The 23,931-nt window shown below is 68.6% G+C and carries 22 protein-coding genes and 1 pseudogene; 11 read left to right on the top strand and 12 right to left on the bottom strand.

Features of this window, described 5'->3' with window-relative positions:
* Nucleotides 1–103: 103 nt before the first annotated feature.
* The 4 genes from AVAK2825_RS04050 to mrdA all read left to right on the top strand — a co-directional run bounded on the left by AVAK2825_RS04050 (nt 104) and on the right by mrdA (nt 4,816).
* Nucleotides 104–1,147, top strand: a complete 1,044-nt coding sequence (locus tag AVAK2825_RS04050) for a rod shape-determining protein (protein WP_092745880.1) — start codon at nt 104–106, stop codon at nt 1,145–1,147.
* A gap of 181 nt (nt 1,148–1,328) precedes the next feature.
* On the top strand, nt 1,329–2,246 hold the full coding sequence (gene mreC / locus AVAK2825_RS04045) for a rod shape-determining protein MreC (RefSeq protein WP_272565891.1): 918 nt from the start codon (nt 1,329–1,331) through the stop codon (nt 2,244–2,246).
* Between the two features lie 64 nt (nt 2,247–2,310).
* Nucleotides 2,311–2,829: a rod shape-determining protein MreD gene (mreD, locus tag AVAK2825_RS04040; RefSeq protein ID WP_284394625.1), complete on the top strand. Its 519-nt coding sequence runs from the start codon at nt 2,311–2,313 to the stop codon at nt 2,827–2,829.
* A 46-nt stretch (nt 2,830–2,875) separates the two neighbouring features.
* Nucleotides 2,876–4,816: a penicillin-binding protein 2 gene (gene mrdA / locus AVAK2825_RS04035; protein WP_284394624.1), complete on the top strand. Its 1,941-nt coding sequence runs from the start codon at nt 2,876–2,878 to the stop codon at nt 4,814–4,816.
* A 15-nt stretch (nt 4,817–4,831) separates the two neighbouring features.
* Here mrdA and AVAK2825_RS04030 read toward each other — a convergent pair whose 3' ends face one another.
* The 5 genes from AVAK2825_RS04030 to AVAK2825_RS04010 all read right to left on the bottom strand — a co-directional run bounded on the left by AVAK2825_RS04030 (nt 4,832) and on the right by AVAK2825_RS04010 (nt 9,116).
* Entirely contained in the window at nt 4,832–5,746 is a 915-nt protein-coding gene (locus AVAK2825_RS04030; RefSeq protein WP_284394623.1) for a DMT family transporter, read from the bottom strand.
* An 87-nt stretch (nt 5,747–5,833) separates the two neighbouring features.
* The gene (locus AVAK2825_RS04025; protein WP_284394622.1) at nt 5,834–6,577 is read right to left on the bottom strand and encodes an amino acid ABC transporter ATP-binding protein; all 744 of its coding nucleotides are present in this window, start codon (nt 6,575–6,577) and stop codon (nt 5,834–5,836) included.
* Nucleotides 6,574–7,356: an amino acid ABC transporter permease gene (locus AVAK2825_RS04020; protein WP_284394621.1), complete on the bottom strand. Its 783-nt coding sequence runs from the start codon at nt 7,354–7,356 to the stop codon at nt 6,574–6,576. Before AVAK2825_RS04020 ends, AVAK2825_RS04025 begins: the two co-directional genes overlap by 4 nt.
* A gap of 33 nt (nt 7,357–7,389) precedes the next feature.
* Nucleotides 7,390–8,154, bottom strand: coding sequence for an ABC transporter substrate-binding protein (locus AVAK2825_RS04015; RefSeq protein WP_272565884.1), 765 nt, complete (start codon nt 8,152–8,154; stop codon nt 7,390–7,392).
* A gap of 203 nt (nt 8,155–8,357) precedes the next feature.
* The gene (locus AVAK2825_RS04010; RefSeq protein WP_284394620.1) at nt 8,358–9,116 is read right to left on the bottom strand and encodes a sulfite exporter TauE/SafE family protein; all 759 of its coding nucleotides are present in this window, start codon (nt 9,114–9,116) and stop codon (nt 8,358–8,360) included.
* Between the two features lie 414 nt (nt 9,117–9,530).
* Here AVAK2825_RS04010 and AVAK2825_RS04005 point away from each other — a divergent pair, with 414 nt between their 5' ends.
* Entirely contained in the window at nt 9,531–10,487 is a 957-nt protein-coding gene (locus tag AVAK2825_RS04005) for a hypothetical protein (RefSeq protein ID WP_284394619.1), read from the top strand.
* 20 nt (nt 10,488–10,507) lie between these two features.
* Here the strand turns inward: AVAK2825_RS04005 and AVAK2825_RS04000 are convergent, their stop codons facing one another.
* Nucleotides 10,508–12,220, bottom strand: coding sequence for a GMC family oxidoreductase (locus AVAK2825_RS04000; RefSeq protein WP_284394618.1), 1,713 nt, complete (start codon nt 12,218–12,220; stop codon nt 10,508–10,510).
* 257 nt (nt 12,221–12,477) lie between these two features.
* Between AVAK2825_RS04000 and AVAK2825_RS03995 the strand changes: the two genes are divergently transcribed.
* From AVAK2825_RS03995 to AVAK2825_RS03980, 4 genes are read left to right on the top strand one after another with little or no spacing between them, the layout of a single operon-like run.
* Nucleotides 12,478–13,608 (top strand): MlaE family ABC transporter permease, encoded by a 1,131-nt coding sequence (locus tag AVAK2825_RS03995; protein WP_284394617.1) that lies wholly within the window; start codon nt 12,478–12,480, stop codon nt 13,606–13,608.
* A gap of 4 nt (nt 13,609–13,612) precedes the next feature.
* Nucleotides 13,613–14,470: an ABC transporter ATP-binding protein gene (locus tag AVAK2825_RS03990; RefSeq protein ID WP_272549709.1), complete on the top strand. Its 858-nt coding sequence runs from the start codon at nt 13,613–13,615 to the stop codon at nt 14,468–14,470.
* A complete protein-coding gene (locus tag AVAK2825_RS03985) occupies nt 14,470–15,450 on the top strand; it encodes an MlaD family protein (RefSeq protein WP_272565877.1) in 981 nt (326 codons plus the stop codon). Before AVAK2825_RS03990 ends, AVAK2825_RS03985 begins: the two co-directional genes overlap by 1 nt.
* An 11-nt stretch (nt 15,451–15,461) precedes the next feature.
* Nucleotides 15,462–16,139 (top strand): ABC-type transport auxiliary lipoprotein family protein, encoded by a 678-nt coding sequence (locus AVAK2825_RS03980; RefSeq protein WP_272565876.1) that lies wholly within the window; start codon nt 15,462–15,464, stop codon nt 16,137–16,139.
* Between the two features lie 9 nt (nt 16,140–16,148).
* Here the strand turns inward: AVAK2825_RS03980 and AVAK2825_RS03975 are convergent, their stop codons facing one another.
* From AVAK2825_RS03975 to AVAK2825_RS03950, 6 genes are all read right to left on the bottom strand, one after another.
* Nucleotides 16,149–16,874, bottom strand: coding sequence for a hypothetical protein (locus AVAK2825_RS03975; protein WP_284394616.1), 726 nt, complete (start codon nt 16,872–16,874; stop codon nt 16,149–16,151).
* 1 nt (nt 16,875) lies between these two features.
* Nucleotides 16,876–17,589 (bottom strand): hypothetical protein, encoded by a 714-nt coding sequence (locus AVAK2825_RS03970; RefSeq protein ID WP_284394615.1) that lies wholly within the window; start codon nt 17,587–17,589, stop codon nt 16,876–16,878.
* Nucleotides 17,586–18,248: a DUF8616 domain-containing protein gene (locus AVAK2825_RS03965; protein ID WP_284394614.1), complete on the bottom strand. Its 663-nt coding sequence runs from the start codon at nt 18,246–18,248 to the stop codon at nt 17,586–17,588. The genes AVAK2825_RS03970 and AVAK2825_RS03965 overlap by 4 nt, the downstream gene beginning before the upstream one ends.
* 153 nt (nt 18,249–18,401) lie before the next feature.
* Nucleotides 18,402–20,801 carry a TonB-dependent siderophore receptor gene (locus AVAK2825_RS03960; protein WP_284394613.1) on the bottom strand — a complete coding sequence of 800 codons (2,400 nt, stop codon included), beginning with the start codon at nt 20,799–20,801 and terminating at the stop codon, nt 18,402–18,404.
* A gap of 209 nt (nt 20,802–21,010) precedes the next feature.
* On the bottom strand, nt 21,011–22,003 hold the full coding sequence (locus tag AVAK2825_RS03955; RefSeq protein WP_284394612.1) for a FecR family protein: 993 nt from the start codon (nt 22,001–22,003) through the stop codon (nt 21,011–21,013).
* Nucleotides 21,990–22,541, bottom strand: coding sequence for an RNA polymerase sigma factor (locus AVAK2825_RS03950; RefSeq protein WP_284394611.1), 552 nt, complete (start codon nt 22,539–22,541; stop codon nt 21,990–21,992). The genes AVAK2825_RS03955 and AVAK2825_RS03950 overlap by 14 nt, the downstream gene beginning before the upstream one ends.
* 336 nt (nt 22,542–22,877) lie before the next feature.
* On the opposite strand from AVAK2825_RS03950, the pseudogene AVAK2825_RS03945 reads away from it, so the two are divergent.
* Together AVAK2825_RS03945 and AVAK2825_RS03940 are read left to right on the top strand one after the other, a co-directional pair.
* Nucleotides 22,878–23,087: pseudogene (locus AVAK2825_RS03945) on the top strand (DNA adenine methylase); the annotation flags it as partial.
* Nucleotides 23,088–23,176: 89 nt separating this feature from the next.
* Nucleotides 23,177–23,848 carry a hypothetical protein gene (locus AVAK2825_RS03940; protein WP_284394609.1) on the top strand — a complete coding sequence of 224 codons (672 nt, stop codon included), beginning with the start codon at nt 23,177–23,179 and terminating at the stop codon, nt 23,846–23,848.
* Nucleotides 23,849–23,931 lie beyond the last annotated feature (83 nt).

Here is a 23,931-nt window from a genome sequence, read left to right as displayed (position 1 = left end):
CTCCCAACTGCCGGTCATTGTGCGAAAAAATCCAATAAACACCCCCTAATATCACCCGGCGATGGCAGGCCGACGTGCATGCCGTGCCTGAGAGGATTTTTGAATGTTCGGAGCTTTCCGTCGGTACTTCTCCACCGACCTTGCGATTGACCTTGGCACCGCCAACACCCTGATTTTTGCCCGCGACAAGGGCATCGTGCTCGATGAACCCTCGGTCGTCGCCATCCGCCACGAAGGCGGCCCCCACGGAAAGAAAGTCATCCAGGCCGTCGGCCGCGAAGCCAAGGCCATGCTGGGCAAGGTGCCCGGCAACATCGAAGCCATCCGTCCGATGAAGGACGGGGTGATCGCGGATTTCGTGATCACCGAGCAGATGATCAAGCAGTTCATCAAGATGGTGCATCCCCGCACCCTGCTCACCCCCAGTCCCCGCATCATCATCTGCGTGCCCTGCGGCTCCACCCAGGTGGAGCGCCGCGCCATCAAGGACGCGGCCGAGGCCGCCGGTGCCACCGCGGTGTACCTGATCGAAGAGCCCATGGCCGCCGGCATCGGCGCCGGCCTGCCGGTCTCCGAAGCCTCCGGCTCCATGGTGGTCGACATCGGCGGCGGCACCACCGAGGTGGGCGTGATCTCGCTGGGTGGCATGGTCTACAAGGGCAGCGTCCGCGTGGGCGGCGACAAGTTCGACGAGGCCATCATCAGCTACATCCGCCGCAACTACGGCATGCTGATCGGCGAGCCCACGGCGGAAGCCATCAAGAAGAACATCGGTTCGGCCTTTCCCGGCTCCGAAGTGCGCGAGATGGAAGTCAAGGGCCGCAACCTCAGCGAAGGCGTGCCGCGCAGCTTCACCATCTCCAGCAACGAGGTGCTGGAGGCGCTCACCGACCCCCTCAACCAGATCGTCTCCGCCGTCAAGAACGCGCTGGAGCAAACGCCCCCCGAACTGGGTGCCGACATCGCCGAGCGCGGCATGATGCTCACCGGCGGCGGCGCGTTGCTGCGCGACCTGGACCGCCTGCTGGCCGAGGAAACCGGCCTGCCGGTACTGGTCGCCGAAGACCCCCTGACCTGCGTGGTGCGCGGGTGCGGCATTGCGCTGGAGCGCATGGACCGCCAGGGCAGTATCTTCACGAGCGAGTGACACGCCCGGCCCTGGCGCGAAGCCGGGGCCCTGGAAAAAGACATGGATCAACCGCTGGCCGTCCTCCTTCCGCCCCTGCCGGGCGTGCAGGGCTGCGGGCGGGCCACCGCTGCCGCGCTCCTGGCGCGGCCCCCGGCCGCTGCCTGGCCGGTTGTCGCCTGATCCCACGGCCTGCCTGCCCATGCCCCTCGGTACGCTCGAACGGTCCGCGCCGCCCTTCTTCAAGCAAGGGCCCTCGCCGCGCTCCCGACTTGCCCTCTACAGCGCCCTGGCGCTGTTTTTGATGGTGGCGGATGCCCGGTTCCAGGTGACCGATCCGCTGCGCAAGGCCGTGGCCGTGGCGCTCTACCCGCTGCAGTGGACCATGCTGCAGCCGGTGGAGTTCGCCGCCAAGGGGGCGGGCTACTTCCAGTCGCTGCAGGTGGCCCAGGCCGATGCCGACACGGCCCGCCGCAACATGGCGCAGATGTCCGAGCGCGCCAACCAGGCCGAGCAGCTCTTGCAGGAGAACGCGCGGCTGCGCAAGCTGCTGGAGTTGCGCGAGCGCCTGACGACGCCGTCGCAGGCCGCGCAGGTGATCTACGACGCCGCCGATCCCTACACCCGCCGCGTGATGATCGACCAGGGCCAGGTGGCCGGCGTCGAACTCGGCTCGCCGGTGATGGACGAGTCCGGCATGCTCGGCCAGGTCACCCGCGTGCACCCGTTCCTGAGCGAGGTGACCCTGCTCATCGACCGCGACCAGGCCATTCCCGTGATGAACCTGCGCACCGGCGCGCGCAGCGTGGCCTATGGCGATCCGGTCATCGCCCACGGCGGCGGGATGGAGCTGCGCTTCATGCCCGGCAATGCCGACGTGCAGGAAAACGACCTGCTCACCACCAGCGGCGTGGACGGCCTGTACCCGCCGGGGCTGCCCGTGGCCCGCGTGGTGCGGGTGGAGCGGCGCGCCGACTCGGCCTTCGCCCGCATCTACTGCGCGCCGCTGGCGCAGGTGAACGGCGCGCGCCACGTGCTGGTGCTCAAGCCGCTGACGGCCGACCTGCCGCAGCGCCCCGCGCCTGCGCCCGCCGCGCCGGTTCGCAAGGGGCGCCGATGATCCGCGCTGCCCTGCGCCCCCGCGGGCCTGCCGTGGCCGCCGCATCCCGTCCCGGGAGGTCCGCATGATCATGCCCCGCGGGCAGCAACTGCTGCTGCCGGTCCGTCCCCTGTTCATTGTCGGCAGCCTGCTGGTGGCGCTGGCGTTCAACATGCTGCCGCTCGGGCGCGTGGTGTGGACGCCCGACCTCGTGATGGTGCTGCTCGTGTTCTGGGGCGTGCACCAGCCCCAGCGCGTGGGCATGGGCGTGGCCTTTGCCATGGGGCTGTGCATGGACGTGTACCAGACCGCGCTGCTCGGCCAGCATGCCCTGGCCTATTGCGCCCTGATGTACGGCGCCCTGTACATGCACCGCCGCTTGCTGTGGTTCAGCGTGCCGTCGCAGGCGCTGCAGGTGTTTCCGCTGTTCATCGCGGCCCATGTGATCGAACTGCTGATCCGCATCGTGTCGGGCGGGATCCTGCCCGGCTTCGAAGGCCTGGTGGCGCCGTGCCTGGAGGCCTTGCTGTGGCCGCTCGCCAGCTGGATACTGCTGGCGCCGCAGCGCCGTCCGCCCGACCGCGACGAAAACCGCCCGCTGTGAGCACGAATCGCCGCCAGCCCCCTGATCTGACAGTTTCTTTGCCGACATGACCGAACTGCGCAACACCGAAGCCGATGCGTCGCGTTTCCGCACCCGCGTGTTCGTGGTGGCGCTGGTCGTGTTGATGGCGCTGTGCCTGGTGGTGGCGCGGCTGGTGTACCTGCAGGTGGTGCGCCACGACGACCTCGCCGAGCAGGCCGAGAGCAACCGCACGGCCGTGGTGCCCATCGTGCCCAACCGCGGCCTCATCATGGACCGCAACGGCGTGGTGCTGGCCACCAACTATTCGGCCTACACGCTGGAGATCACGCCCTCCAAGGTCGAGTCGCTGGACGACACCATCGATGCCCTGTCGAAGGTGCTGGACATCCACCCGCGCGACCGGCGCCGGTTCAAGCGGCTCATGGACGAGTCGCGCAACTTCGAATCGCTGCCCATCCGCACGCGCCTGTCCGATGAGGAAGTGGCGCGCTTCACCGCGCAGCGCTACCGCTTTCCCGGCGTGGACATCAAGGCCCGGCTGTTTCGCAACTACCCCATGGGCGAGGTGGCGAGCCACGCGATCGGCTACATCGGCCGCATCAACCAGCGCGAGAAGGAGCGCATCGACGACTCCGAAGACGCGGCCAACTACCGCGGCACCGACCACATCGGCAAGCTGGGCGTGGAGCAGGGCTTCGAGAGCACCCTGCACGGCCAGACCGGCGTGGAGCGCATGGAGACCTCCGCCGGCGGCCACGCCGTGCGCCGGCTGGCCAGCCACCCGGCCACGCCCGGCAACACGGTGATGCTGTCCATCGACATCAAGCTGCAGAAGATGATCGAGGACATGTTCGGCGAGCGGCGCGGCGCGCTGGTGGCCATCGACCCGCGCAACGGCGAGGTCGTGGCGCTGGTGAGCAAGCCCACGTTCGATCCGAACCTGTTCGTGGAGGGCATCGACAGCGAGAACTGGCAGGCACTCAACGAGTCGATCGACAAGCCGCTGCTCAATCGCGCGCTGCGCGGCACCTACCCGCCGGGCTCGACCTACAAGCCCTTCATGGCGCTGGGGGCGCTGCAGCTGAACAAGCGCTCGCCCACGCAGGTGTACAACGACCCGGGCTTCTACACCTACGGCGGCCACACCTTCCGCAGCCACGAGGGCGGGCTGGGCGGCGTGGACATGCACCGCGCCATCCAGTTCTCCAGCAACACGTATTTCTATTCGCTGGCCGTGGACATGGGCGTGGACACCATCCACGACTTCATGAAGCCGCTCGGCTTCGGGCAGGCCACGGGCATCGACATCAACGGCGAGGTGCGCGGCGTGCTGCCCAGCACCGAGTGGAAGCGCAACACCTACCGGCGCCCCGAGATGCGCCGCTGGTACTCGGGCGAGACGGTGTCGCTGGGCATCGGGCAGGGGTACAACAACTTCACCATGCTGCAGCTGGCGCTGGCGGAGGCCACGCTGGCCAACGGCGGCACGCGCTATCGGCCCCACCTCATCAAGGCCATCAAGGACACGGTCACGGGCCAGATCACCGAGGTGCAGCAGCCCCCGGGGCAGGACCTGGGCTTTTCGCCGAAGAACGTGGAGATCGTGCGCAATGCGCTCGTCGCGGTGAACAAGGGCGGCACCGGCACGCGCGTGTTCGCGGGCGCGCCCTACACCTCGGCCGGCAAGACCGGCACGGCGCAGGCGGTGAGCCTGGGGCAGAACGTCAAGTACAACGCCAAGGCGCTGGAGGACCACCAGCGCGACCACTCGCTGTTCGCCGCCTTCGCCCCGGCCGAAAACCCGCGCCTGGCGCTGGCCGTGATCGTGGAGAACGCCGGCTTCGGCGCCGCGCATGCCGCGCCCATCGCGCGGCGCGTGTTCGACTACTGGCTGCAGGGCGACTACCCCAACGAGCAGGACATGGCCGCGGTGCGCAAGGGCCAGGCGGCAGCCCCCATCGGCACGCCGCTGCGCGCAGCCGACGTGCCGCTCATCGAGCCCTGACGCCGCCCGGCGCGGTCAGTTCCCGGGCTGCGCGCCGCCGGCACCCGCGGTGCGCCGCGGTGCGGGCTGCCACTGGCTGAAGATCAGCGCCGCCACGATCAGCGCCGCGCCGGCCACCCCGGCGATGCCCAGGCGTTCGTCGATCAGCACCCAGGCGGTGAGCGCGGCGAACACCGGCTCCAGCCCGAACACGATGGCGCTGCGCATCGCATCCACGCGCTGCTGGCCCCAGGCCTGCAGCGTCACCACCACCACGCTGGCCAGCAGGCCGAGGTACACCAGGGCGATCCACGACGGCACCGAGAGCGTGGCCAGCGACGCCCACGTGCTGCCCAGCCCCCCGTGGCGCACGGCGATCAGCACGCTGGAGGCCGCCAGCATCATGGTGGCCTGCGCCGCGGCCATGCGCGTGGCGCGCACGGGTTCGGCGGCCGTGCGGCGCGCGCACTCTTCCAGCGCCAGGATGTACAGGGCATAGAACAGCGTGCTGGCGAAGGTCAGCGTATCGCCCAGGTTCCAGGGGTCGTTCTCATGGAACATCAGCGCCATGCCAGCCAGGGCCATCGCGCAGGCGGCCCACAGGCGCCAGCCGTAGCGCCGCCCCAGCAAGGCCATGGCCAGCAGCGGCACCACGAGCACGTTCAGCCCTGTCACGAAGGCATTGCGGTTGCTGGTGGTGCGCGCCAGCCCTTCGATCTGCAGCCAGAACGCCAGGAACAGCAGCAGGCCGAGCGCGAGGCCCCAGCGCGCCTCGGCGCGGCGCATGCCGCGCCACAGCGGGCCGAGCACCAGCAGCGCGATGGCAAAGCGCAGCCAGATGAGTTGCAGCGCATCGAGGTGCGCCGACAGCAGCTTCATCGCGGGGAAGGTCGTGCCCCACACCAGGGTCACGGCCAGCAGGGCCAGCAGGCCCAGGCGTTCAGGTTTCATGGAGGCAAGGCGCCCGCGCACCCGAAAGCGCGCGGGCCGGAAAAAGCCAGTGGCCCGGCGGGAAGGGGAGGCGTGCGCCTCCCCGGTTCAGGCACCCATGCGGCCGATGAAGGCGCGGATGCGGTCGCTGGCGGGGTTGCCGAAGAACTCGGCCGGCGGCGCATCGTGCGCGATGCGGCCCTGGTCGAAGAACATCACGCGGTCGGCCACCTCGCGCGCGAAGCCCATCTCGTGCGTGACCACGATCATGGTCATGCCGCCACGGGCCAGCTCGCGCATGACGTCCAGCACCTCCTGCACCATCTCGGGGTCGAGGGCGGAGGTGGGTTCGTCGAACAGCATCACCTTGGGCGCCATCGCCAGCGCGCGGGCGATCGCCACGCGCTGCTGCTGCCCGCCCGACAGCTGCCACGGGTACTTGTGCGCATGGTCCTGCATGCCCACGCGCCTGAGCAGCGCCATGGCCTGTTCGTTGGCCTTGGCGCGCGGGGTGCGGTGGATGCGGCGGGGCGCCAGCGTCACGTTGTCCAGCACGCTCATGTGGCCGAACAGGTTGAACTGCTGGAACACCATGCCGACCTCGCTGCGCTGCTTTTGCAGCGTGCGCTGGTCGTCCGTCACCTCGGTGCCGCCGATGGTGATGCGGCCGCTGTCGTGGGGCTCCAGCCGGTTGATGGCCCGCAGCAGCGTGCTCTTGCCCGAGCCCGAGGCGCCGATGATGACCGTCACCTCGCCGGTGTTGAAGGTGGTGGACACCTCCTTGAGCACCTGGTGCGCGCCGAACGACTTGCACACGCAGTCGGCGACGATGTAGGGCGTGGCCTGGCTCATTGCGCCCGTCCTTCCACGTCGAAGCGGTATTCGACGGCGTTGGAGATCTGCGTGACCAGCGTGGTCAGCAGCAGGTAGGTGATGGCCACGGTGGAGAGCGTCGCGATGGGCTGGAAGGTCGCCGACTGGATGCGGTTGCCCACGTTGGTCAGCTCCACCACGCCGATGGCGTAGGCCAGCGACGAGTCCTTGAGCAGCGCCACGAAGTTGCTCACCAGCGGGGGCAGCGAGATCTTGAAGGCCTGCGGAAACACCACGTCGAAGAACACGTGCAGGCGCGACAGGCCCAGGGCCCGCGCCGCCTCGGTCTGCCCGCGCGGCACGGCCAGCAGTCCGGCGCGCACCGCCTCGGCGTTGTAGGCACCCACGTTCAGGCCCAGCGCCACCACGGCGGCGGCGAAGTCGGGCAGGTTCAGCCCCGGCACCAGCACCGGCAGCGCGAAGTACACGAAGAGGATCTGCACCAGCAGCGGCGTGCCGCGGATGACCCAGATGTAGAACCCGGCGACCCAGCGCAGCGCGATCCAGCGCGAGGTGCGGGCCAGCGCGGCGCTGGTGCCCAGCACCAGGCCCACGCTGCCGCTCACCAGGGTGAGCCACAGCGTGGTGCGCGCGCCGTCGGAGAACGCCTGGGCGTTCGGTCCGATCGGGTCAGGCAGGAAGGAAAGAAGCTGGCCCAGCAGGGCCAGCGCCAACACCATCAGCAGCAGGGCGGAGACCAGCGTCGCATTGCTGCGGTGCTGGCGCGTCCAGTGCTGTGGCCACAGAGCATTGAGCATGGAAGGAAGGCGGTCCGAAGCCGGCGCCGCGGCTTATGGCGCGCAGCGGACGTCTTCGTTGAAGTACTTCTGGGACACGGCGGCGTAGCTGCCATCGGCCAGCACTTCGGCAAAGGCCTTGTTCCATGCGTCGGCCAGGCCGGTGTTGCCCTTGGAGACGGCGGGGGCGATCTTCTCGATGAAGAGCATGTCGCCCAGCTTCAGGCCCGCCTTGGGGTTCTTGGCGACCACTTCCTTGGCCACGAACTTGTCGGTCACCCAGGCATCGACGCGCTTGGAGGTGAGCGCGCTGCGGGCGTCCACGTCGGTGGGGAAGTTCTTCATTTCCTTGATGCCGGCGACCTTCTGCACGTTCTCCAGGTAGCTGGTGCCGGTCTGCACGGCGACGATCTTGCCGGTGAGGTCCTTGGCGGTGCGGATCTTGGGGTCGGTGGCGATGATCATGCCGCCCGAGCAGTAGTGGGGCGTGGCGAAGGTGACGGCCTTGGCGCGCTCTTCGGTCACGCCGTGCGAGGCGATGACGGCATCCCAGCGGTCCTGCGCCAGGCCGGTCAGCAGGGCATCGAAGCCCAGTGTCTTCCATTCGACCTTCAGGCCCATCTTCTTGGCGACCAGATTGGCCACTTCGATCTCAAAGCCCGTGAGCTGGGTGCCCTGGAAATAGTTGAAAGGCGCGAACTGGCCTTCGGTGGCGATGATGATCTTGCCGTCCTTCTTGACGGCCTCCAGCGTGCGGGCCTGCACGGAAAAAGCGGCACACATTGCCACTACGGTGGCGATCGTCTTGAACATCTTCATCTCTGTTGTTCCTGCGCAGGGTGGTTTCAGGTACAAAAAATCCGGCTTGGCGGTTAGCGAAGCCGGAGCCAGCGGCCAGTGGGCCGCCCGCGGGACGGGCAGTCACGGGATTGCCACATTATAAAAGGCGTGCATGAGGCCATGCACACCCGCAAACCCTGAGCCGGAGCGCAAAAAACGGGCCCGTTTTGCCTTTTTGAGGCTCAGCGCAGGAAGGCGTCGTAGCCCGTCTTGAGAATGAGCGCGCTGACCACCACGATGAAGATGCCGCGCACGAAGCCCGTGCCGTGCTTGAGCGCCATGTGCGTGCCGATGACGCTGCCCACCACATTGGCCACCGCCAGCGGCACCGCGAAGTGCCACCACACGTGCCCCTTGGCCGCGAACAGGATGATGGCCGCCACGTTGGTGGCCAGGTTGAGCAGCTTGGCCGACACCGAGGCGTTCAGGAAGTCGTAGCCCAGCAGCCGCACGAACAGGAAGACGAAGAAGCTGCCCGTGCCCGGCCCGAAGAAGCCGTCGTAGAAACCCACCACCAGCCCGATGGCGCAGGCCAGGCGTGTCTCGATCCGGCCCTCGAAGCGCGGGGTGTGGTGGCGGCCCAGGTCCTTGCGGGCCAGCGTGTACAGCAGCACGGCCAGCAGGATCAGCGGGAGCAGCTTGCGCAGCGAATCCGCCGAGATCACCGTCACCGTCCAGGCGCCGGCAAACGCCCCGATGAAGCCCGCCGCGGCGGCCGGCAGCATCGCCTGCCAGCGCATCTGCACGCGGCGGCTGTACTGCCAGGTGGCGATGCCCGTGCCCCAGATGGAGGCGCTTTTGTTGGTGCCCAGCAGCGTGGCGGGCGGTGCGTTGGGAAACGTGGCGAACAGGGCGGGCACGAGGATGAGGCCGCCGCCCCCGACGATGGCGTCCACGAAGCCGGCCAGCAGCGACGCCAGAGAAACAATGATCCATTCCATCCCCCGATTGTCGGGGCTGCCGCAGGGCGGAACGGGGAATGGGGGGCGATTCGTGCGTGCCGGCGCACAGCGCGCCGGCCAGGAGAACGGGCAAAGAAAAAGCGCCGGGGTCGCCGGCGCTTTGTAAAAAAGGCATCTTATAGGGGGATGCTCGGAATGGTTTGTTCGACTTCGAGATGTCTCCTCGGTCCCCTCGTTCGACGCGACGGGCGCATTTTCGAGTGGTTGAACTGTAACGAGTGCACCCTGCTGGTGCATTGGTGGTTTCCCGCACCCCGTTCTGGGGCACCCTGGCGAAGCGCTTGCGGGATTGGCGAAGCTCGGGTGCGGCGGGCGGTTCTTTTTACGCGGTATTGATGCGCGGTTTGCTTCAATCGGCGGTCGTTTCGCTTCCCTCTCCAAGGCCTGTTCGCCATGACCGATCTTTCGCTTCGCCGCACCCTTTCCGCGCCTGCGGCCCTGGCCGCGCCCCGCTCGGCCGCCCCCGAGTGGCCGGCGTTCCCCGCCGAGGCGCCTGCGCTGCGCCGAACGGTCTCCGCCCCGGCCGGCCTGCGGGCCCGCAGTGCACCGCCGGCCCCGCAGCCGGGTGCGAGCCTGTCGCCCCGCGCCGCGCTGCTGCCCCGGGCCGCCTCGGCACCCGCGGCGCTGGGCGCCAGCAGGGTGGAAACGGACCGGCCCGCCGGCCTAGCGGCGGAGCGGATCGGCGCCCCGGAAGATGCAGCCACCGAACCCACCGAGCCCACCGAGCCCACCGAGCCCACCGCGCCACGGCCGTCCGGATCGCCCTGGAGCGCGGTGCGCACCGTGTCGGCCTGGAGTGCCCCGGTGGTGGATGCCGCCGCGGCGGCGCTGTTCCTGGCGTCGGCCCGGTTGGCCGCCGTGCCCCGCGCCGCGCAGGCCACGGCGGCGGTCAGCGGCAGCCTGTGGGCGGGCGCTGGAATGGTGGGCGAGGTCGGCAACGTGCCGTACCGCGCCTGGACCACCGGGGCGAACGCCTTCGCCGTGGTGGCGGGCGGGTTGAGTGCCGCCGCCCCCTTCACGCTGGGGCCGGTGCAGCGCGCGATCGCCTACGGCTCCGCAGGTGCCTGGGCCGCGAGCGGCGCGGCGATGGCGCTCAGCGCCGTGGGCACGGGGGCCACCCATGCGGCCACGGGGCTGCTGCAGGGCGTGAGCGGCATCGCCAACCTGGCCGCCGCCGGCTTGAGTGCGGCGGCCGTCCAGGCGTCGACCCGCGATGCCAGCCAGGCCGTGCGGCTGCAGACGGCGTCTTCCGCCCTGTGGCTCGCGGGCTCGGCCGCGGCGGTGGGGGCGGTCTGGGCGAAGACGGCGCAGCCGCACCGCGAGCCGCAGGCCGATCCCGAGCGCGGCTGAGCGCGTCCCCGCAAGGCGGATCAGCGCGTGGCCGTGGCCACCGCCTCGGCCCCGGGCGCTTCGGCCCGCGCCGCCTGCCGGATCCATTCGGCGGCCTTCTCGGCCAGCATCAGCGTGGGCGAGTTGGTGTTGCCGCTGGTGATGGTGGGCATGGCGCCCGCATCCACCACGCGCAGGCCGTCGATGCCGCGCACGCGCAACTGCGAATCCAGCACCGCCATCGGGTCGCCGTCGCGGCCCATGCGCGTCGTGCCCACGGGGTGGAAGATGGTGGTGGCGATGTCGCCGGCCAGCCGCGCCAGGTCCTCGTCGGTCTCGAACTGCACGCCGGGCTTCCATTCCTCGGGCCGGTAGGGCGCCAGCGCCGGCTGGGCGACGATGCGGCGCGTCACGCGCAGGCTGTCGGCGGCGACCTGGCGGTCCTCGGGCGTGCTCAGGTAGTTGGGGGCGATGGCCGGCGCTGTGCGGAAGTCGGGGCCCTTGATGTGCACGGTGCCCCGGCTGGTGGGGTTCAGGTTGCACACGCTGGCGGTGAAGGCGGGAAAGGCGTGCAGCGGCTCGCCGAAGGCTTCCAGCGACAGCGGCTGCACGTGGTATTCGAGGTTGGGGTGGGCCTGGTCGGGCGAGCTGCGCGTGAAGGCGCCCAGCTGCGAGGGCGCCATGCTCATGGGCCCGCTGCGCTTGAAGGCGTATTCGAGCCCGATCTTCGCCTTGCCCAGCCAGTTGCCGGCCAGCATGTTGAGCGTGGGCACGCCGTTCACCTTGAACACCGCGCGGATCTGCAGGTGGTCCTGCAGGTTGGCGCCCACGCCGGGCAGGTCGTGCACCACGTCGATGCCGTGCTGGCGCAGCAGCGCCGCCGGGCCGATGCCCGACAGCTGCAGCAGCTGCGGCGAGTTGACCGCGCCCGCGCTCAGCACCACCTCGCGCGTGGCGTGGGCGGTGACCATCTCCTCGCCGGTCCACACCTGCACGCCGGTGCAGCGGCGCGAGCCGTCGGGCTGGGTGTCGATCAGCAGCCGGGTGGCCTGCGCGGCGGTCCACATCTCGAAGTTGGGCCGCCCGTAGCAGGTGGGGCGCAGGAAGGCCTTGGCAGTGTTCCAGCGCCAGCCGGCCTTCTGGTTGACTTCGAAGTAGCCCACGCCCTCGTTGTCGCCGCCGTTGAAATCGTCGGTGGCGGGAATGCCGGCCTGCTGCGCCGCCTGGGCGAAGGCGTCCAGCACGTCCCAGCGCAGGCGCTGCTTTTCCACGCGCCACTCTCCCGTGCCGCCAGTGGTCTTGCTGCCGTGCAGGCGCTTGAAGGCCTCGGTCGCGGAATCGGGCTGGTCCAGGCGCCAGTGGTCTTCGTGCCGGCGGAAGTAGGGCAGGGCGTGCTCCCAGCGCCAGCTGGCATCGCCCGTGATCTCGGCCCACTGGTCGTAGTCGCGCGCCTGGCCGCGCATGTAGATCATGCCGTTGATGCTGCTGCAGCCGCCCAGCGTCTTGCCGCGCGGGTAGCGCAGGCTGCGGCCGTTCAGGCCCGCGTCGGGCTCGGTGTGGTACAGCCAGTCGGTGCGCGGGTTGCCGATGCAGTACAGGTAGCCGACCGGGATGTGGATCCAGTGGTAGTCGTCCTTGCGGCCCGCCTCGATGAGCAGCACGCGGTGGCGGCCGCCGGCGCTCAGGCGGTTGCACAGCAGGGCGCCGGCCGTGCCGCCGCCGATGATGATGTAGTCGAAAGTGGTGTCGCTCATGGAGGCTGTTGGACGTTGAACACGTTCCCGGGGCATTGCGGCAGTGCCGGTCCATTGTGCGTAGCGCCGTGCCGCTGTCGATAGGGAAACAGCCGATTGCTATTATTTTTGTAGCTATATGCCCTAGAAGATATTGTGCTGGAGGGCGTTTTGATCATAATTCACGCGGCCCGTGCCCTGCGCAGGGACGCGTTCTGCGCTGACGCGCCCGGGCCCATCCGCTCCGCTACCATGCACAGCTTCTCCCGCCCCCCTCCATGACCGAAGACGACAGCCAGCCCCGCATCACCCGAGACGACACGCCCGAAGGCCCCTGTGCGGTGTTGCACGGCCGCTGGGGTGCGGCGGAGCTGGGCACGCGCCGCCACTGGCGCGCGCTGTCGGCCCAGTTGTCCGAAACGCGGGGCGGCCCGGCCATCGGCTGGGACCTGCGCAGCCTGCAATGGCTGGACCACGTGGGCGCGCAACTGCTGTGGAACCACTGGGGCCGCGACTGGCCCGAGCGGCTGGCGCTTGACGACAGTCAGCGCGACATGCTCGAGCGCGTGGCCGAATTCAGCACCACCCGCCCGCCCGACACACCCTGGCGGCTGGCCGAGCAGGTGGACCGGCTCGGCGTGCAGGTGCTGCACGCCCTGTCCCACATGCGCCACCTGCTCGAACTGGTGGGGCAGCTCTTCATCGACATCTTCCGGGCCGCGCGCTCGCCGCGCCGCGCGCCCTGGCGCGACATGTCGGGCCACCTGTATCGCATGGGCGCCACGGCGATGCCCATCACGGCCATCGTGGGTTTTCTCATCGGCGTGGTGCTGGCCTACCTGATGTCGCTGCAGCTGCGGCAGTTCGGCGCCGAGTCGTTCATCGTCAACATCCTGGGCATTTCATTGATCCGCGAGCTGGGGCCCATGCTTGCGGCCATCCTCGTGGCGGGGCGCTCGGGCTCGGCCATCACGGCGCAGATCGGCGTGATGCGGGTGACCGAGGAACTCGACGCCATGCGCGTCATGGGCATTCCGCACGGCTTTCGCCTCGTCATGCCGCGCGCCGTGGCGCTGGCCGTGGCCATGCCGCTGATCGCCGTGTGGACCACGCTGTGCGCGCTGGCCGGCGGCATGCTCGCGGCCGACCTCGCGCTGGGCGTGTCGCCCGCCTACTTCGTACAGGCGCTGCCCAACGCGGTGAGCTTTCCCAACCTGGTGATGGCGGTGGCCAAGTCGGTGGTGTTCGGCGTGTCCATCGCGCTCATTGGCTGCCACTGGGGCCTGCGCGTCAAGCCCAACACGCAGAGCCTGGGCGAGGGCACGACGGCCTCGGTGGTGAGCTCCATCACCATGGTGATCATCGTGGACGCGCTGTTCGCCATCGCGTTCAAGAACCTCGGGATCTGACGCCATGGACGACACCTCGCTCATCCCCGCCCCCGCCGCCCACACGGCACCGCAGGCCCCGCCCGCCGACGCGCCGCCGGTGGTCGAGATCAAGGGGCTGTCCACCGTGTTCGGCAAGGGCAAGGAGGCCTTCGCCGTGCACGAGAACCTCGACCTCACCGTGCGCCGCGGCGAAATGCTGGCCCTGGTGGGCGGCTCGGGCACGGGCAAGACCGTGCTGCTGCGCCAGATGCTGGGCCTCACGCGGCCCGCCAAGGGCGAGGTGACGGTGCTGGGCCGCCCCGCCGCCGAGATGGGCCGCGCCGGCGCCGCCAGCCGCGTGGGCATGCTGTTCCAGCAGGGCGCGCTGTTTTCCGCCTTCAACGTGCTCGACAACGTGGCCTTCGCGCTGCGCGAGCAGGGCACGCTGCCGGGCGATCTGGTCTGCGATGCGGCCATGGTCAAGCTGCAGATGGTGGGGCTGAAGCCCGAGCACGCCACGCGCATGCCGGCCGACCTGTCGGGCGGCATGATCAAGCGCGTGGCCCTGGCGCGCGCGCTCATCATGGACCCGCCCCTGCTGCTGCTGGACGAGCCCACCGCGGGCCTGGACCCCAACAGCTCCGACGATTTCTGCGAACTGCTGCGCGAGCTGCGCGCCGCCCTGGGCCTGACGGTGGTGATGGTCACGCACGACCTGGACACGCTGTTTGCGCTCAGCACGCGCGTGGCCGTGCTGGCCGAAAAGAAGGTCATCGTCTCCGGCCCCCCGCAGGAGGTCGTGCACTTCGACCACCCGTTCATTCAACATTTCTTTCTCGGCGAACGCGGCCGGCGCGCCATGGCGCCCGCACCGGCTTCGCCCTCGACCAAGGACGCCTGATGGAAAACAAGTCCCACGCCCTCGCTGCGGGCATCTTCGTGGTCGTTGTGGCGGCCCTGCTGGCGGGCCTGGGCCTTTGGCTCACGCGCGACAACACCAGCTACCAGCTCTACGAGCTGTCCAGCAAGCAGAGCGTGGGCGGGCTGCAGCCGCAGGCCGCCGTGCGCTACAAGGGCGTGGCGGTGGGCAAGGTGGTGCGCATCGGCTTCGACCCCGATGTGGCCGGCAACGTGCTGATCCGCATCGCCGTGAGCGACCAGGCACCCATCACCCCGGCCACCTTCGCCGTGCTGGGCTACCAGGGCGTGACGGGCCTGGCCCACGTGCTGCTGGACGACGGCCAGCAGGCCGAGCCGCCGCTGCCCAAGGGATCGAGCGGCCTGCCGCGCCTGCCCCTCAAGACCTCGCCGTTCGGCCAACTGGCCGAGCAGGGGCCTGCCATCCTCTCGCAGGTGGAAGAGGCCACGGGCCGCATCAACGACCTGCTGAGCGACGACAACCAAAAGCGCATCGCCACCGCCATCGACAACCTGGGTCAGGCCGCCGGCAACGCCAGCGCGCTGATGAAGCGCCTGGACACCACCGTGGTGCAGCGGCTCGACCCCGCACTGGCCGCCGTGCCCGGCGTGGCCAGCGATGCGCGCGAGACGCTGCAGGCGCTGCGCCAGGCCGGCAGCAGCGCCTCCGCCGCGGCCAACGAAGTGGGCGCCGCCGTCAAGCAGCTGAGCGCCGAGGGCGGCCCCATCGACCAGATCGCCGAAGGCTCCAAGTCGCTGGCCACCGCCGCCGACCGCTTCGGCCGCGTGACGCTGCCGCGCCTGAACCACGCCGCCGACGAGACCTCGCGCGCCGTGCGCCGCCTGGGCCGCACCGCCAGCACCATCAGCGACAACCCGCAGTCGCTCATCTACGGATCGGGCACCGCCGCCGGCGGGCCGGGCGAGCCCGGCTTCGAGGCGCCTGTTGCCTCCAAACCTTGAGAGGGCTTGCCATGAGTACTATTAAAATGATAGCTAAACGCCGGCGTTTTCATTGTGCTGGAGCCGTTTTCGGCCTGGCATTCGCCGCCCTGCTGGCCGGCTGCTCGGCGCTGCCCGCACCGCCCGTGCGCGCCGAGGTCTACGACTTCGGCCCCGGCCTGATGGAGGCCGCGCCCTCGGACCGCCGCGCGCCGCTGCCGCCCCTGGCCCTGGCCGACGTGACCACCACCGGCCCGGTCGAGGGCAGCACCGCCGTGCTGTACCGCCTGGCCTACGACGACGCGCGCCGCCTGCGTCCCTACAACCAGGCGCGCTGGAGCCAGCCGCCCGCGCAGCTGGTGCAGAAGGCCGTGCGCGACCAGCTCGGCCTGCGTCGCGCCGTGCTGACGGGCGACGAAGGCGCCGCGCAGATCCTGGAGGGCGGCGCCCTGCCGGCCATTCTGCGCCTGGAGATCGAGGAGTTCAGCCACGTGTTCAGCGCCCCGGCCACCAGCGTGGGACTGGTGCGGCTGCGCGTATCCATCGCCGAGTCCACGCCGGCCGGCGAGAAGCTGCTGGCCCAGCGCGTGTTCCTGGTCCAGCGCCCCGCCGCCACGGCCGATGCGCCCGGCGGCACCCGCGCCCTGGCCGACGCCACGGCCCAGGCCGCGCAGGACATCGGGCAGTGGCTGGAGCAGATGGGGCGGTAAGGGAGCGGTTCAGGGTTCCAGCGCGGCTAGGCTGCGCGAGAGGGCATCTACGTCCTCTCGCCGTACCGGCATGAACTCGCGGACGGTGGTGCCCAGTGGGGGCGGGGCTGCCAGTTCCTTTTCGCAGAGGGCCATGTTCGAGCGGATGGCTGCGCGGGTGGCAAGTGGCACGCGGTAATGCTTTTCCGAAGCCGTGCGCAGATAGTGCTCGATGGAAAGATGCGCGCACTGTGTCAGCAGGGGAATTTGCGCGCTGGCCTTGTCGAGGTCCAGTGCGCCGCAGCCAGGGTAGGTATAGAGTTGAAGCAGGGTCAGGTGCGCGTCGGGGCTGGTTTGCACGACGCGCAGCATGATGCTTTCGACGGTGCGCGCCTCGAAGCCGGGGATTCGATCACAGTAGCCGATCATTTCGCCGCGCATATCCAGCCCGTCGCGGGCGCCGTGCATGGCCCTGATTTGCCAGACACGCGCCTCCGGCTCCCGGCGTTCCGTTTCGAGGTAGGCGCCATACGTCCATTGCGCGGCGTTGTCGCCTTGCTCGGCGCGTTCCTGTATCCGCATGAGGCAGATGCCCCGTAGGTTGTATTCGTCCTGTGTCTCGCAAGTGCGAGCGCTGTCGATCCACCACCATGCGGTGTAGCTGCCGATCAGGAGCGAGAAGATCAAGAGCAGTTGAAAACCGCAGCCGATGCGTTTCCACCATGCCATGGGCGTGTTGGCGTTCGGAAGGGACATCTCAGGGTTCCAGCGCCGCGAGGCGGCGCGACAGGGCGTCCAAGTCTTCTCGCCGCACCGGCATGAATTCCTGCACGGTCGTATCCGGGGGCGCCTGTCCTGCCAGCTCTTTTTCGCAGAGGGCCAGGTTCGAGCGGATGGCCGCACGGGTGGCAGATGGAACGCGGTGATGCTCGCTGGCGGCTAGTTCGAGGTAGTCGGCAATGCCAAAGTGCGCGCACTGCGTCAGCAGGGGAATCTGGGCACCGGCCTTGTCGAGGTCGAAGGCGCTGCAACGGGAGCGGGGGGTGGTATATAGGTGCAGCAGGCGCAGATGCGCGTCGGGGCTGTTCCGCGCAACGCGCAGCATGACGGCCTCGACGTTGTGCGCCTCGAATCCGGGGATGCGGTCGCAGTAGCCAATCATTTCGCCGCGCAAAGCCAGTCCTACGCGGGCGCCGTGCATGGCCTGGAGGTGCCAGGCGCGAGATTCCTGCTGTTTACCTTCGGTTTCGAGGTAGGCGCCATAGGTCCATTGCGCGGCGTTGTCGCCTTGCTCGGCGCGCTCCTGTATCCGCATGAGGCAGATGCCGCGAAGGGTGTACTGGTCCTGCGTCTCGCAGGTGCTAGCGCTGTCGATCCACCACCACGCGGTGTAGGTGCCGATCAGGAAAGAGAAGATCAAGAGCAGTTGAAAGCCGCAGCCGATGCGCTTCCACCATCGCAGCAGCATCATCGTTTCCTCAGCAGTTCCTGGGCCAGCGGACCCTTGACGAGTTCGCCGCCATCGCGCGGCGAGGTGCGCGTGGTGGCGATGGGTTGTCCGTCGGGGCCCCAGGTGCGCCATTGCCCCGGGCGCAGGAAGTTGGGGATGGCCAGCCGCTCCAGTGCGCCAGGCAGCTTCTCGAAGGCGCCCTGGCCGATGGCCGCGCCGCCGAGAGGCTGGTTCCAGGTGGTCGTGGTGGGCGCGGTGACGTAAGTGCCCAGGGCCCCGGCTAAGTTACTTGCGATGCCATCAGGAGAGGCCCCAGCATTGCAGGCATCAATCAGGATAGGTTCCCTATGCCATAGGCCGCTGAGGTTGATGACACGGACGATTTCTCCAATATTGGTGACTCCTTGAAGACTGATTGCGCTCGCATGGGCGAACAGATACAGGTATCCATTGACGCCCTGTTCCCGCAGGCCCGAGGCATACAGGGCTTTCTCCCTAGGTTGCATCAGGATGATCTTCTTTCGAACCGGATCAATGGTGGCAATTTTCTCGACAAGTTTCTGTGAATTGTCAAACCCCTTGAACACCAACTTGGGCAAGCCTTTCCCCGGTCCATATTGAATCCGCCCATTCTCGATGGGCTCCGCAGGTCCCTCCCGGAACCAGTAGGCAAGCGACATTGTTCTTCTCTTCCTGTTTGATCTCTGCGCAAAACCGGCCGTTAACGCGCGCCGGGCCGGATTGTTCCACAGGAAGGAATGTTCGATAAAAACCTATTGCTTGATCTGGGAGGTTTCCTGTTTGGACAGATTCCTGAAACGCCGGTGGCCCGGTCAGAAGCTGTGCCGCAGCGTCACCGTCACATTGCGCGGGGCACCCGGCAGGTTCAGGTTGGGGCTGCTGCCGTGGGCTGAGACGATGTAGTTGCGGTCGAACAGGTTGCGCAGGTTCAGCTGCAGCGTGGTCGCCTTGCCGATGCGGTACTGCGCCATGGCGTCCACCACCACGTACGACGGCAAGGTCACCGTGTTGCCCGGGTTGGCGAAGCGGTCGCCCACGTAGTTGATGCCGCCCCCCACGCTCCAGTCGTCGCCCAGGCGCTGCGTGAGCCAGGCCGAGAACGCGTTGCGCGGCGTGATCGTGGCGCGTTTGCCCTGCACCGCCTGGCCGGCATCGGTGGCCGTGGAGCGCGTGATGCGCGTGTCCAGCAGCGCGTAGCTCAGCGTGGCCTGCAGGCCCGCCGCCAGCTCGCCCGCCAGCGACAGCTCCAGCCCGCGCGTGCGCTGCGTGCCGATGGGGATCAGCTGCGTGGGCTGTGCCGGGTTGGTGGTCTTGATGTCGGTGCGCTCCAGCTGGAACAGCGAGGCCGTGGCCGTGGCGCGGCCGTCCATCAGGTCGAGCTTGGCACCCACCTCGTAGTTGGTCGTCTGCTCGGGCTTGATGGCCGTGTTGGTGGCAGACAGCGCGAACATCTCGGCCGACGGCTGGTAGGAACGGCTCACCGACACGTAGTACGACTGCGCCGCCGTGGGCTGCCACACCAGGCCCGCGCGCGGGCTCCAGGTGGTGTCCGTGCGCTCGAAGTCGCTCTGGCCCGCCAGGCGGTTGTCGGTCTCCTGGCCGAAGCGGTCGTAGCGCAGGCCGGCCAGCACCTTCCACTCGGGCGACAGCGTGATCTGGTCCTGCACGTAGAGCGCGCGCGTCAGGTAGCGGTTCAGCGCGCTGGCCGACACGGCCCCGCCGCCGTTGAGCGGCGCCACCGGCAGCACCGGGTTCCACAGGTTCACGTTGCCCAGCGTGCCGCCGGTGAGCGAGACCGCATCCTTGTTCTGCTGGCCCAGCTCCAGGCCGTAAAGCACCTCGTGCGCGACGCTGCCGGTGCGCAGGTTCTGGATCAGCTCGGTCTGGTTGAACACGCCGCGCTCGCGCCGGTCCACGCCCGAGCGCGTGAGCGCCACGGTGCCCGCGGCCTCGTTCGTGGTGCCCGCGGGCAGGGTGTTCTGGCGGTCCAGGTCGTAGTGGTAGTAGCGCAGGGCGTTGCGCACGCGCAGCGTGTCGGAAAAGCGGTGGCTGAACGTGGCGGTGAACGAGCTGACCGTGGATTCGGACGTGTCCGCATCGCGCGCGTTGGCCGAGCCGAAGTAGGTGCCCGCGGGCACGTTGACCGGGCGGCCCTGGTAGGCCGGGATGCCGAAGTCGGTCACGCGCTTGTCGTGCAGGTAGTCGGCCTGCAGCATGAGCGAGGTGGCGCCGTCGGGCTTCCACAGCACCGAAGGGGCGATGGCCTGGCGCTCCAGGAACTGCTGGCTGCGGTAGCTGTCGGCGTCCTCGGCCGCGCCGGTGACGCGCCAGGACCAGTCGCTGCCCGCGGGCGCGCGGCCCACGTCGAACTCGGCACGCTTGTCGGCCCAGCTGCCCACGCTCAGGGCGATGTCGGACACGTCCGTGCCGGGCTTTTTCGTCACGCGGTTGACCAGGCCGCCGGACGAGCCGCGCCCGTACAGCACGGCGGCGGGGCCCTTCACCACCTCCACCCGCTCGATGTTGGACAGGTCGCGGAAATACAGCGCGTCGTCGCGAAAACCGTCCACGAACTGGTCGCCGATGCTGGTGAAGCCGCGGATGCTGACCTGGTCGCGCTGGCCATCGCCGTGCGACAGGCCCACGCCCGCCACGTTGCGCAGGGTGTCCTGCATCGAGGTCGCGCCCTGGTCCCGGATCACCTGCTGCGGTACCACGTCGATGGTCTGCGGCACGTCGCGCAGCGGGGCCTCGGTCTTGGTGCCGCTGGCGCTCGAAGCGGCGTTGTAGGCCGTGTCCTCGCCACGCGCCGCCTGCACGCGCACCTCGCTCATCGTGGCGCCGGCCGCCGCACCCGTGGCCCCCGGGGTGCCACCAGTGGGGGCGGTGCCCGCGCGCTCCACCGTGAAGGTGCGGGCATCCTGCGCGCGCACCACCAGCCCGGTGCCGGCGACCAGGCGCTGCAGCGCGTCGCGCACCTCCAGCGTGCCCCGCACCGCCGGCGCCTGCTGGCCCTGGGCGATGTCGGTGACGAACACGATCTGCACGCCGCTCTGGCGCGCCAGGGCGTTCAATGACTGCGCCAGGGGCTGGGCGGGCAGGTCCACTGCGACGGGCTGGGCCTGGGCGGCGGTGGCGGCGATGCACAGCGCGGCGGCCAGCGCGGCCCATCGGGCGCGGTGTGGCGGGCGGCGGTGTTGGGGGATCGGCATGGAGGCTCCTGGAAAGAAATCGGTCAAGACACAAAAAAAGGGACGGCGGGCGGGCAGGGCGCGCCCGTCCCCCTGTGAGCCGATGCGGCGCGCGGGTTTGTACACGTCGCCGATCCAAATCAATGAATGGCTAGCGGCGGCCCCTCGGCCGGAGACCGGGCACTGGGCATCGAAACGGGCGCCACCGCAATCAATGCGCCGGCATCCTGCTATGGTTTTTGATGTGCCGTGCGCAGGCCGATCACCACGCTGCCGTCTGCATGGCGGTCCACCCGCACCGGGGCCAGGCGCGGCAGCAGGTCGATCAGCTGGTCGATGCGGTCCAGGTCGAATTCCCCCGAGATACGCAGCGCCGCGGCGTGCCCGTCGGCCAGCGTGATGGGGGTGCGGCGGTGGCGCTGCATCTCGGCCACGGCGTCGGCCAGCGGCGTGGCGTCCAGCCGCAGCCGGCCGGCCTGCCACGCGGCGACGCGGGCGGTGTCCGCTTCCACCGGGGCGGGCCAGGCCGTGCCCGGCCGGGTGTGCAGCGCCTGGCCCGCATGCAGCACCACCGGCGCCGTGCCAGTCCCGGCGTGCACGCGTACGCTGCCCTGCTGCACGGTGATGTCGGCGCCGGCATCGGCCACGTCGCCGGCCGCAGCCGTCCCGTCGCGGCGGATGTTGAAGACGGTGCCGATGTCCTCCACCGCCACCGCGCCCGCCTGCACGGTGAACGGGCGCTGCAGCCAGGGCGCCCAGGCGTGCCAGGGCGCGTGGGCGACTTCGAAGGCGGCCTCGCCGTGCGCCAGCGACAGGCGGCGCGAGCGCAGGTGCAGCGCCACCTCCACCCGGGTGCCGCTGTTCAGGCGCACCGTGCTGCCATCGGGCAGCGGCCGGGCCTGGCGCTCGCCCACGGCGCTGGCCAGCGATTCGCGGTGCAGCACCGGATCGGCCCACAGCACCCCTGCCACCGCCACCACTGCCAATGCCGTGGCCGCGCCCGCCGCGCGGGCTTTGGCGGGACGACGGCGTCGCTCGCGGCGCAGGGCAGCCGCCTGCTCGATGTCTTCGGGCGTGGGCAGGTGCTGGCGCAGCAGGTCGGCGAACGGCGCCAGGGCGTCGTCGATGGGCAAGTGGGCGCGGCGGCCCGCGCCGCGCACGGAAGGGTTGCCGGCGCCGGCTGCAAGGGCGGCCGGCGCCGCAGCGGATTCAGCGGGCGGCATGGCCGGTGCCCTCGATCAGTACCGGCTCCACGTCGCGCAGGGCGCGCGCCAGGTGCCGGGCCACCATCCCGCGCGAGACGCCCATGCGCCGGGCGGCCTCGTCCTGCGGCATGCCGTAGAGCTTGGTGAGGATGAACGCCTCGCGGCTGGCCTGCGGCAGCTGCTCGATGGCGGCCAGCAGCACCCGCTGGCGCTGGTGGGCGGCCAGCGCCAGTTCCGGCGGCGACAGCGGCGCGGCCGAAGGGACGGGGGCGTCAGCCTCGGGGTGCTCGTGCGCCGTCTCGCGGCGCCGGGCCTGGGCGCGGTAGCGGTCGATGGCCAGGTCCCGCGCCACGCAGCGCAGGAACGCCAGCGGATTGGCGATCTCGCCGGGCACGGGGCGCTCGAGCAGCCGCACGCACAGGTCGTTCACGATCTCGCGCGGAAAGCACTCGTCCCCGAAGCGGTGCCGCAGCGATCCCACCAGGTCTTCGTAGTGCTTCACCAGGGCGGCCAGCAGGGGCTCGGGCGGCGGAGGAAGCGAGGCGGGGTGCGGCATGGAACGCCGATTATAAAAAGAGAATGGGAATGATTCTTATTGTTGTATTTTTGCCGTACTGCGGCATTGCGGTGTGAAAGGAGTTGAGCTAACCCAACAACAACGGCGCGAAAATTGGGCTTTTGAGGAACGCAGGGGAATGGACTGAAACAGGGTGCTCCAATCGGCTTGCAATGGATGTAATTAAAGCCGCCCCGAGAACCAGACGAGCAACTGCAGCTGATCCTCGCGCGAGTATTTGGCGAGTCGCGCCTCCACCCTAACGATGAGTTTGCGCATGCGCTCAATCTTGGAATCGCTAACTCGACATTGCTACGTCTAAAGGGGGCAGGTCACACCAGCAGGCAGGTGTTCAAGTGGCTTCAGGAAACCTGCCCCAAGGCACTCGCCGACGTCCAGCGCGCCGCCCGACTCTTCTACCTCCAGCAGCAGAGTTTCGGAGGCAAGGTTACTGGCCAGACCTTGGGCACCGCCACGACTACGCCGGCCATCAACCCACTGCGCATCGAAGAAAACCTCTCAGCCGCCCATCTGCGCCTGGCTGGCGGGGTCAACCGGGCCGAGCGCGGTTAGTTGGTGATCTACAGTTGGGATCGTATGACCGAGCCGGCCGGACCGTTTTGAGAAAGGTGGATATGGAACTGCATCAAACGTCTTCAGGGATCGAACTCAACGGCATTCCCAACGCAGTGTCGCTGGTCAGCGTTGGAGGTTCTAAGGCAAAAATGCTTGCAGACCTCATCCTTCACCAGTCTGATCTTGTGCGCGCCAACCAGTACCTTGAGGATATCAACGTCCTTCTAGATGGCCCAGACACCGCACGTGAAGGGCTGTATGTCGCTGCGCTCACGCGATGCTTCAAGTGTTTTGGCAAAAACGAATCAAGAAGAGCCTATCAGCTTGATGCTTCGGTCATATTGGCAAATGAGCCAAACGGGATGACCGTCTATGAAGAACTTAGATTGGAGAGGAACAAGCACGTTGTTCATGATGAGAATTCAGCTTTGCAAGCCTATGTCGGAGCGGTTCTGAACGATGGAACACATCCCTACAAAGTTGAAAAGGTTTTGGCCCTCGCTGTTGGTGTTGAGCTGTTGCAGCCCCGATCTTGGCAAAACCTTAAGCACCTTGTTTTGAGCACCCTTACCTTCGTTGATAAAGAGATAGATCGTCTATGTCATGAGATTACGGCTGACCTTGAAGCGGAGAGCTATGCCACGCTCATGGCTCGAGCTCCGATGCGGTTAAAGCCCGCACTTACAGCAGATGCTGGCAGACGCCGGGATCAGAGTCATCTGAGCAGCTGATCACATGGCCTGCAAGTTACTGTACTTACTCTAAGTGCAATTTCATTGCAGCAGATAGAAATGGCGGATTGCTCACTTATCGC

It is taken from the genome of Acidovorax sp. SUPP2825, from assembly GCF_030158995.1.
In the GTDB taxonomy this organism is placed as follows: Bacteria; Pseudomonadota; Gammaproteobacteria; order Burkholderiales; family Burkholderiaceae_C; genus Paracidovorax.
This window is presented reverse-complemented; position numbering and strand designations above follow the sequence as displayed.

Bases quoted from the DNA above. Each gene is read 5' to 3' on its own strand.
- AVAK2825_RS03980 (WP_272565876.1), top strand. From the start codon at position 15,462: ATGAGTACTATTAAAATGATAGCTAAACGCCGGCGTTTTCATTGTGCT.
- AVAK2825_RS04005 (WP_284394619.1), top strand. From the start codon at position 9,531: ATGACCGATCTTTCGCTTCGCCGCACCCTTTCCGCGCCTGCGGCCCTG.
- AVAK2825_RS04030 (WP_284394623.1), bottom strand. From the start codon at position 5,746: ATGAAACCTGAACGCCTGGGCCTGCTGGCCCTGCTGGCCGTGACCCTG.
- mreC (WP_272565891.1), top strand. From the start codon at position 1,329: ATGCCCCTCGGTACGCTCGAACGGTCCGCGCCGCCCTTCTTCAAGCAA.
- AVAK2825_RS03950 (WP_284394611.1), bottom strand. From the start codon at position 22,541: ATGCCGCACCCCGCCTCGCTTCCTCCGCCGCCCGAGCCCCTGCTGGCC.
- AVAK2825_RS03955 (WP_284394612.1), bottom strand. From the start codon at position 22,003: ATGCCGCCCGCTGAATCCGCTGCGGCGCCGGCCGCCCTTGCAGCCGGC.
- AVAK2825_RS03940 (WP_284394609.1), top strand. From the start codon at position 23,177: ATGGAACTGCATCAAACGTCTTCAGGGATCGAACTCAACGGCATTCCC.
- AVAK2825_RS03995 (WP_284394617.1), top strand. From the start codon at position 12,478: ATGACCGAAGACGACAGCCAGCCCCGCATCACCCGAGACGACACGCCC.
- mreD (WP_284394625.1), top strand. From the start codon at position 2,311: ATGATCATGCCCCGCGGGCAGCAACTGCTGCTGCCGGTCCGTCCCCTG.
- AVAK2825_RS04050 (WP_092745880.1), top strand. From the start codon at position 104: ATGTTCGGAGCTTTCCGTCGGTACTTCTCCACCGACCTTGCGATTGAC.
- AVAK2825_RS03960 (WP_284394613.1), bottom strand. From the start codon at position 20,801: ATGCCGATCCCCCAACACCGCCGCCCGCCACACCGCGCCCGATGGGCC.
- AVAK2825_RS04020 (WP_284394621.1), bottom strand. From the start codon at position 7,356: ATGCTCAATGCTCTGTGGCCACAGCACTGGACGCGCCAGCACCGCAGC.
- AVAK2825_RS04000 (WP_284394618.1), bottom strand. From the start codon at position 12,220: ATGAGCGACACCACTTTCGACTACATCATCATCGGCGGCGGCACGGCC.
- AVAK2825_RS03970 (WP_284394615.1), bottom strand. From the start codon at position 17,589: ATGATGCTGCTGCGATGGTGGAAGCGCATCGGCTGCGGCTTTCAACTG.
- mrdA (WP_284394624.1), top strand. From the start codon at position 2,876: ATGACCGAACTGCGCAACACCGAAGCCGATGCGTCGCGTTTCCGCACC.
- AVAK2825_RS04025 (WP_284394622.1), bottom strand. From the start codon at position 6,577: ATGAGCCAGGCCACGCCCTACATCGTCGCCGACTGCGTGTGCAAGTCG.
- AVAK2825_RS03985 (WP_272565877.1), top strand. From the start codon at position 14,470: ATGGAAAACAAGTCCCACGCCCTCGCTGCGGGCATCTTCGTGGTCGTT.
- AVAK2825_RS03975 (WP_284394616.1), bottom strand. From the start codon at position 16,874: ATGTCCCTTCCGAACGCCAACACGCCCATGGCATGGTGGAAACGCATC.
- AVAK2825_RS04015 (WP_272565884.1), bottom strand. From the start codon at position 8,154: ATGAAGATGTTCAAGACGATCGCCACCGTAGTGGCAATGTGTGCCGCT.
- AVAK2825_RS03965 (WP_284394614.1), bottom strand. From the start codon at position 18,248: ATGTCGCTTGCCTACTGGTTCCGGGAGGGACCTGCGGAGCCCATCGAG.
- AVAK2825_RS04010 (WP_284394620.1), bottom strand. From the start codon at position 9,116: ATGGAATGGATCATTGTTTCTCTGGCGTCGCTGCTGGCCGGCTTCGTG.
- AVAK2825_RS03990 (WP_272549709.1), top strand. From the start codon at position 13,613: ATGGACGACACCTCGCTCATCCCCGCCCCCGCCGCCCACACGGCACCG.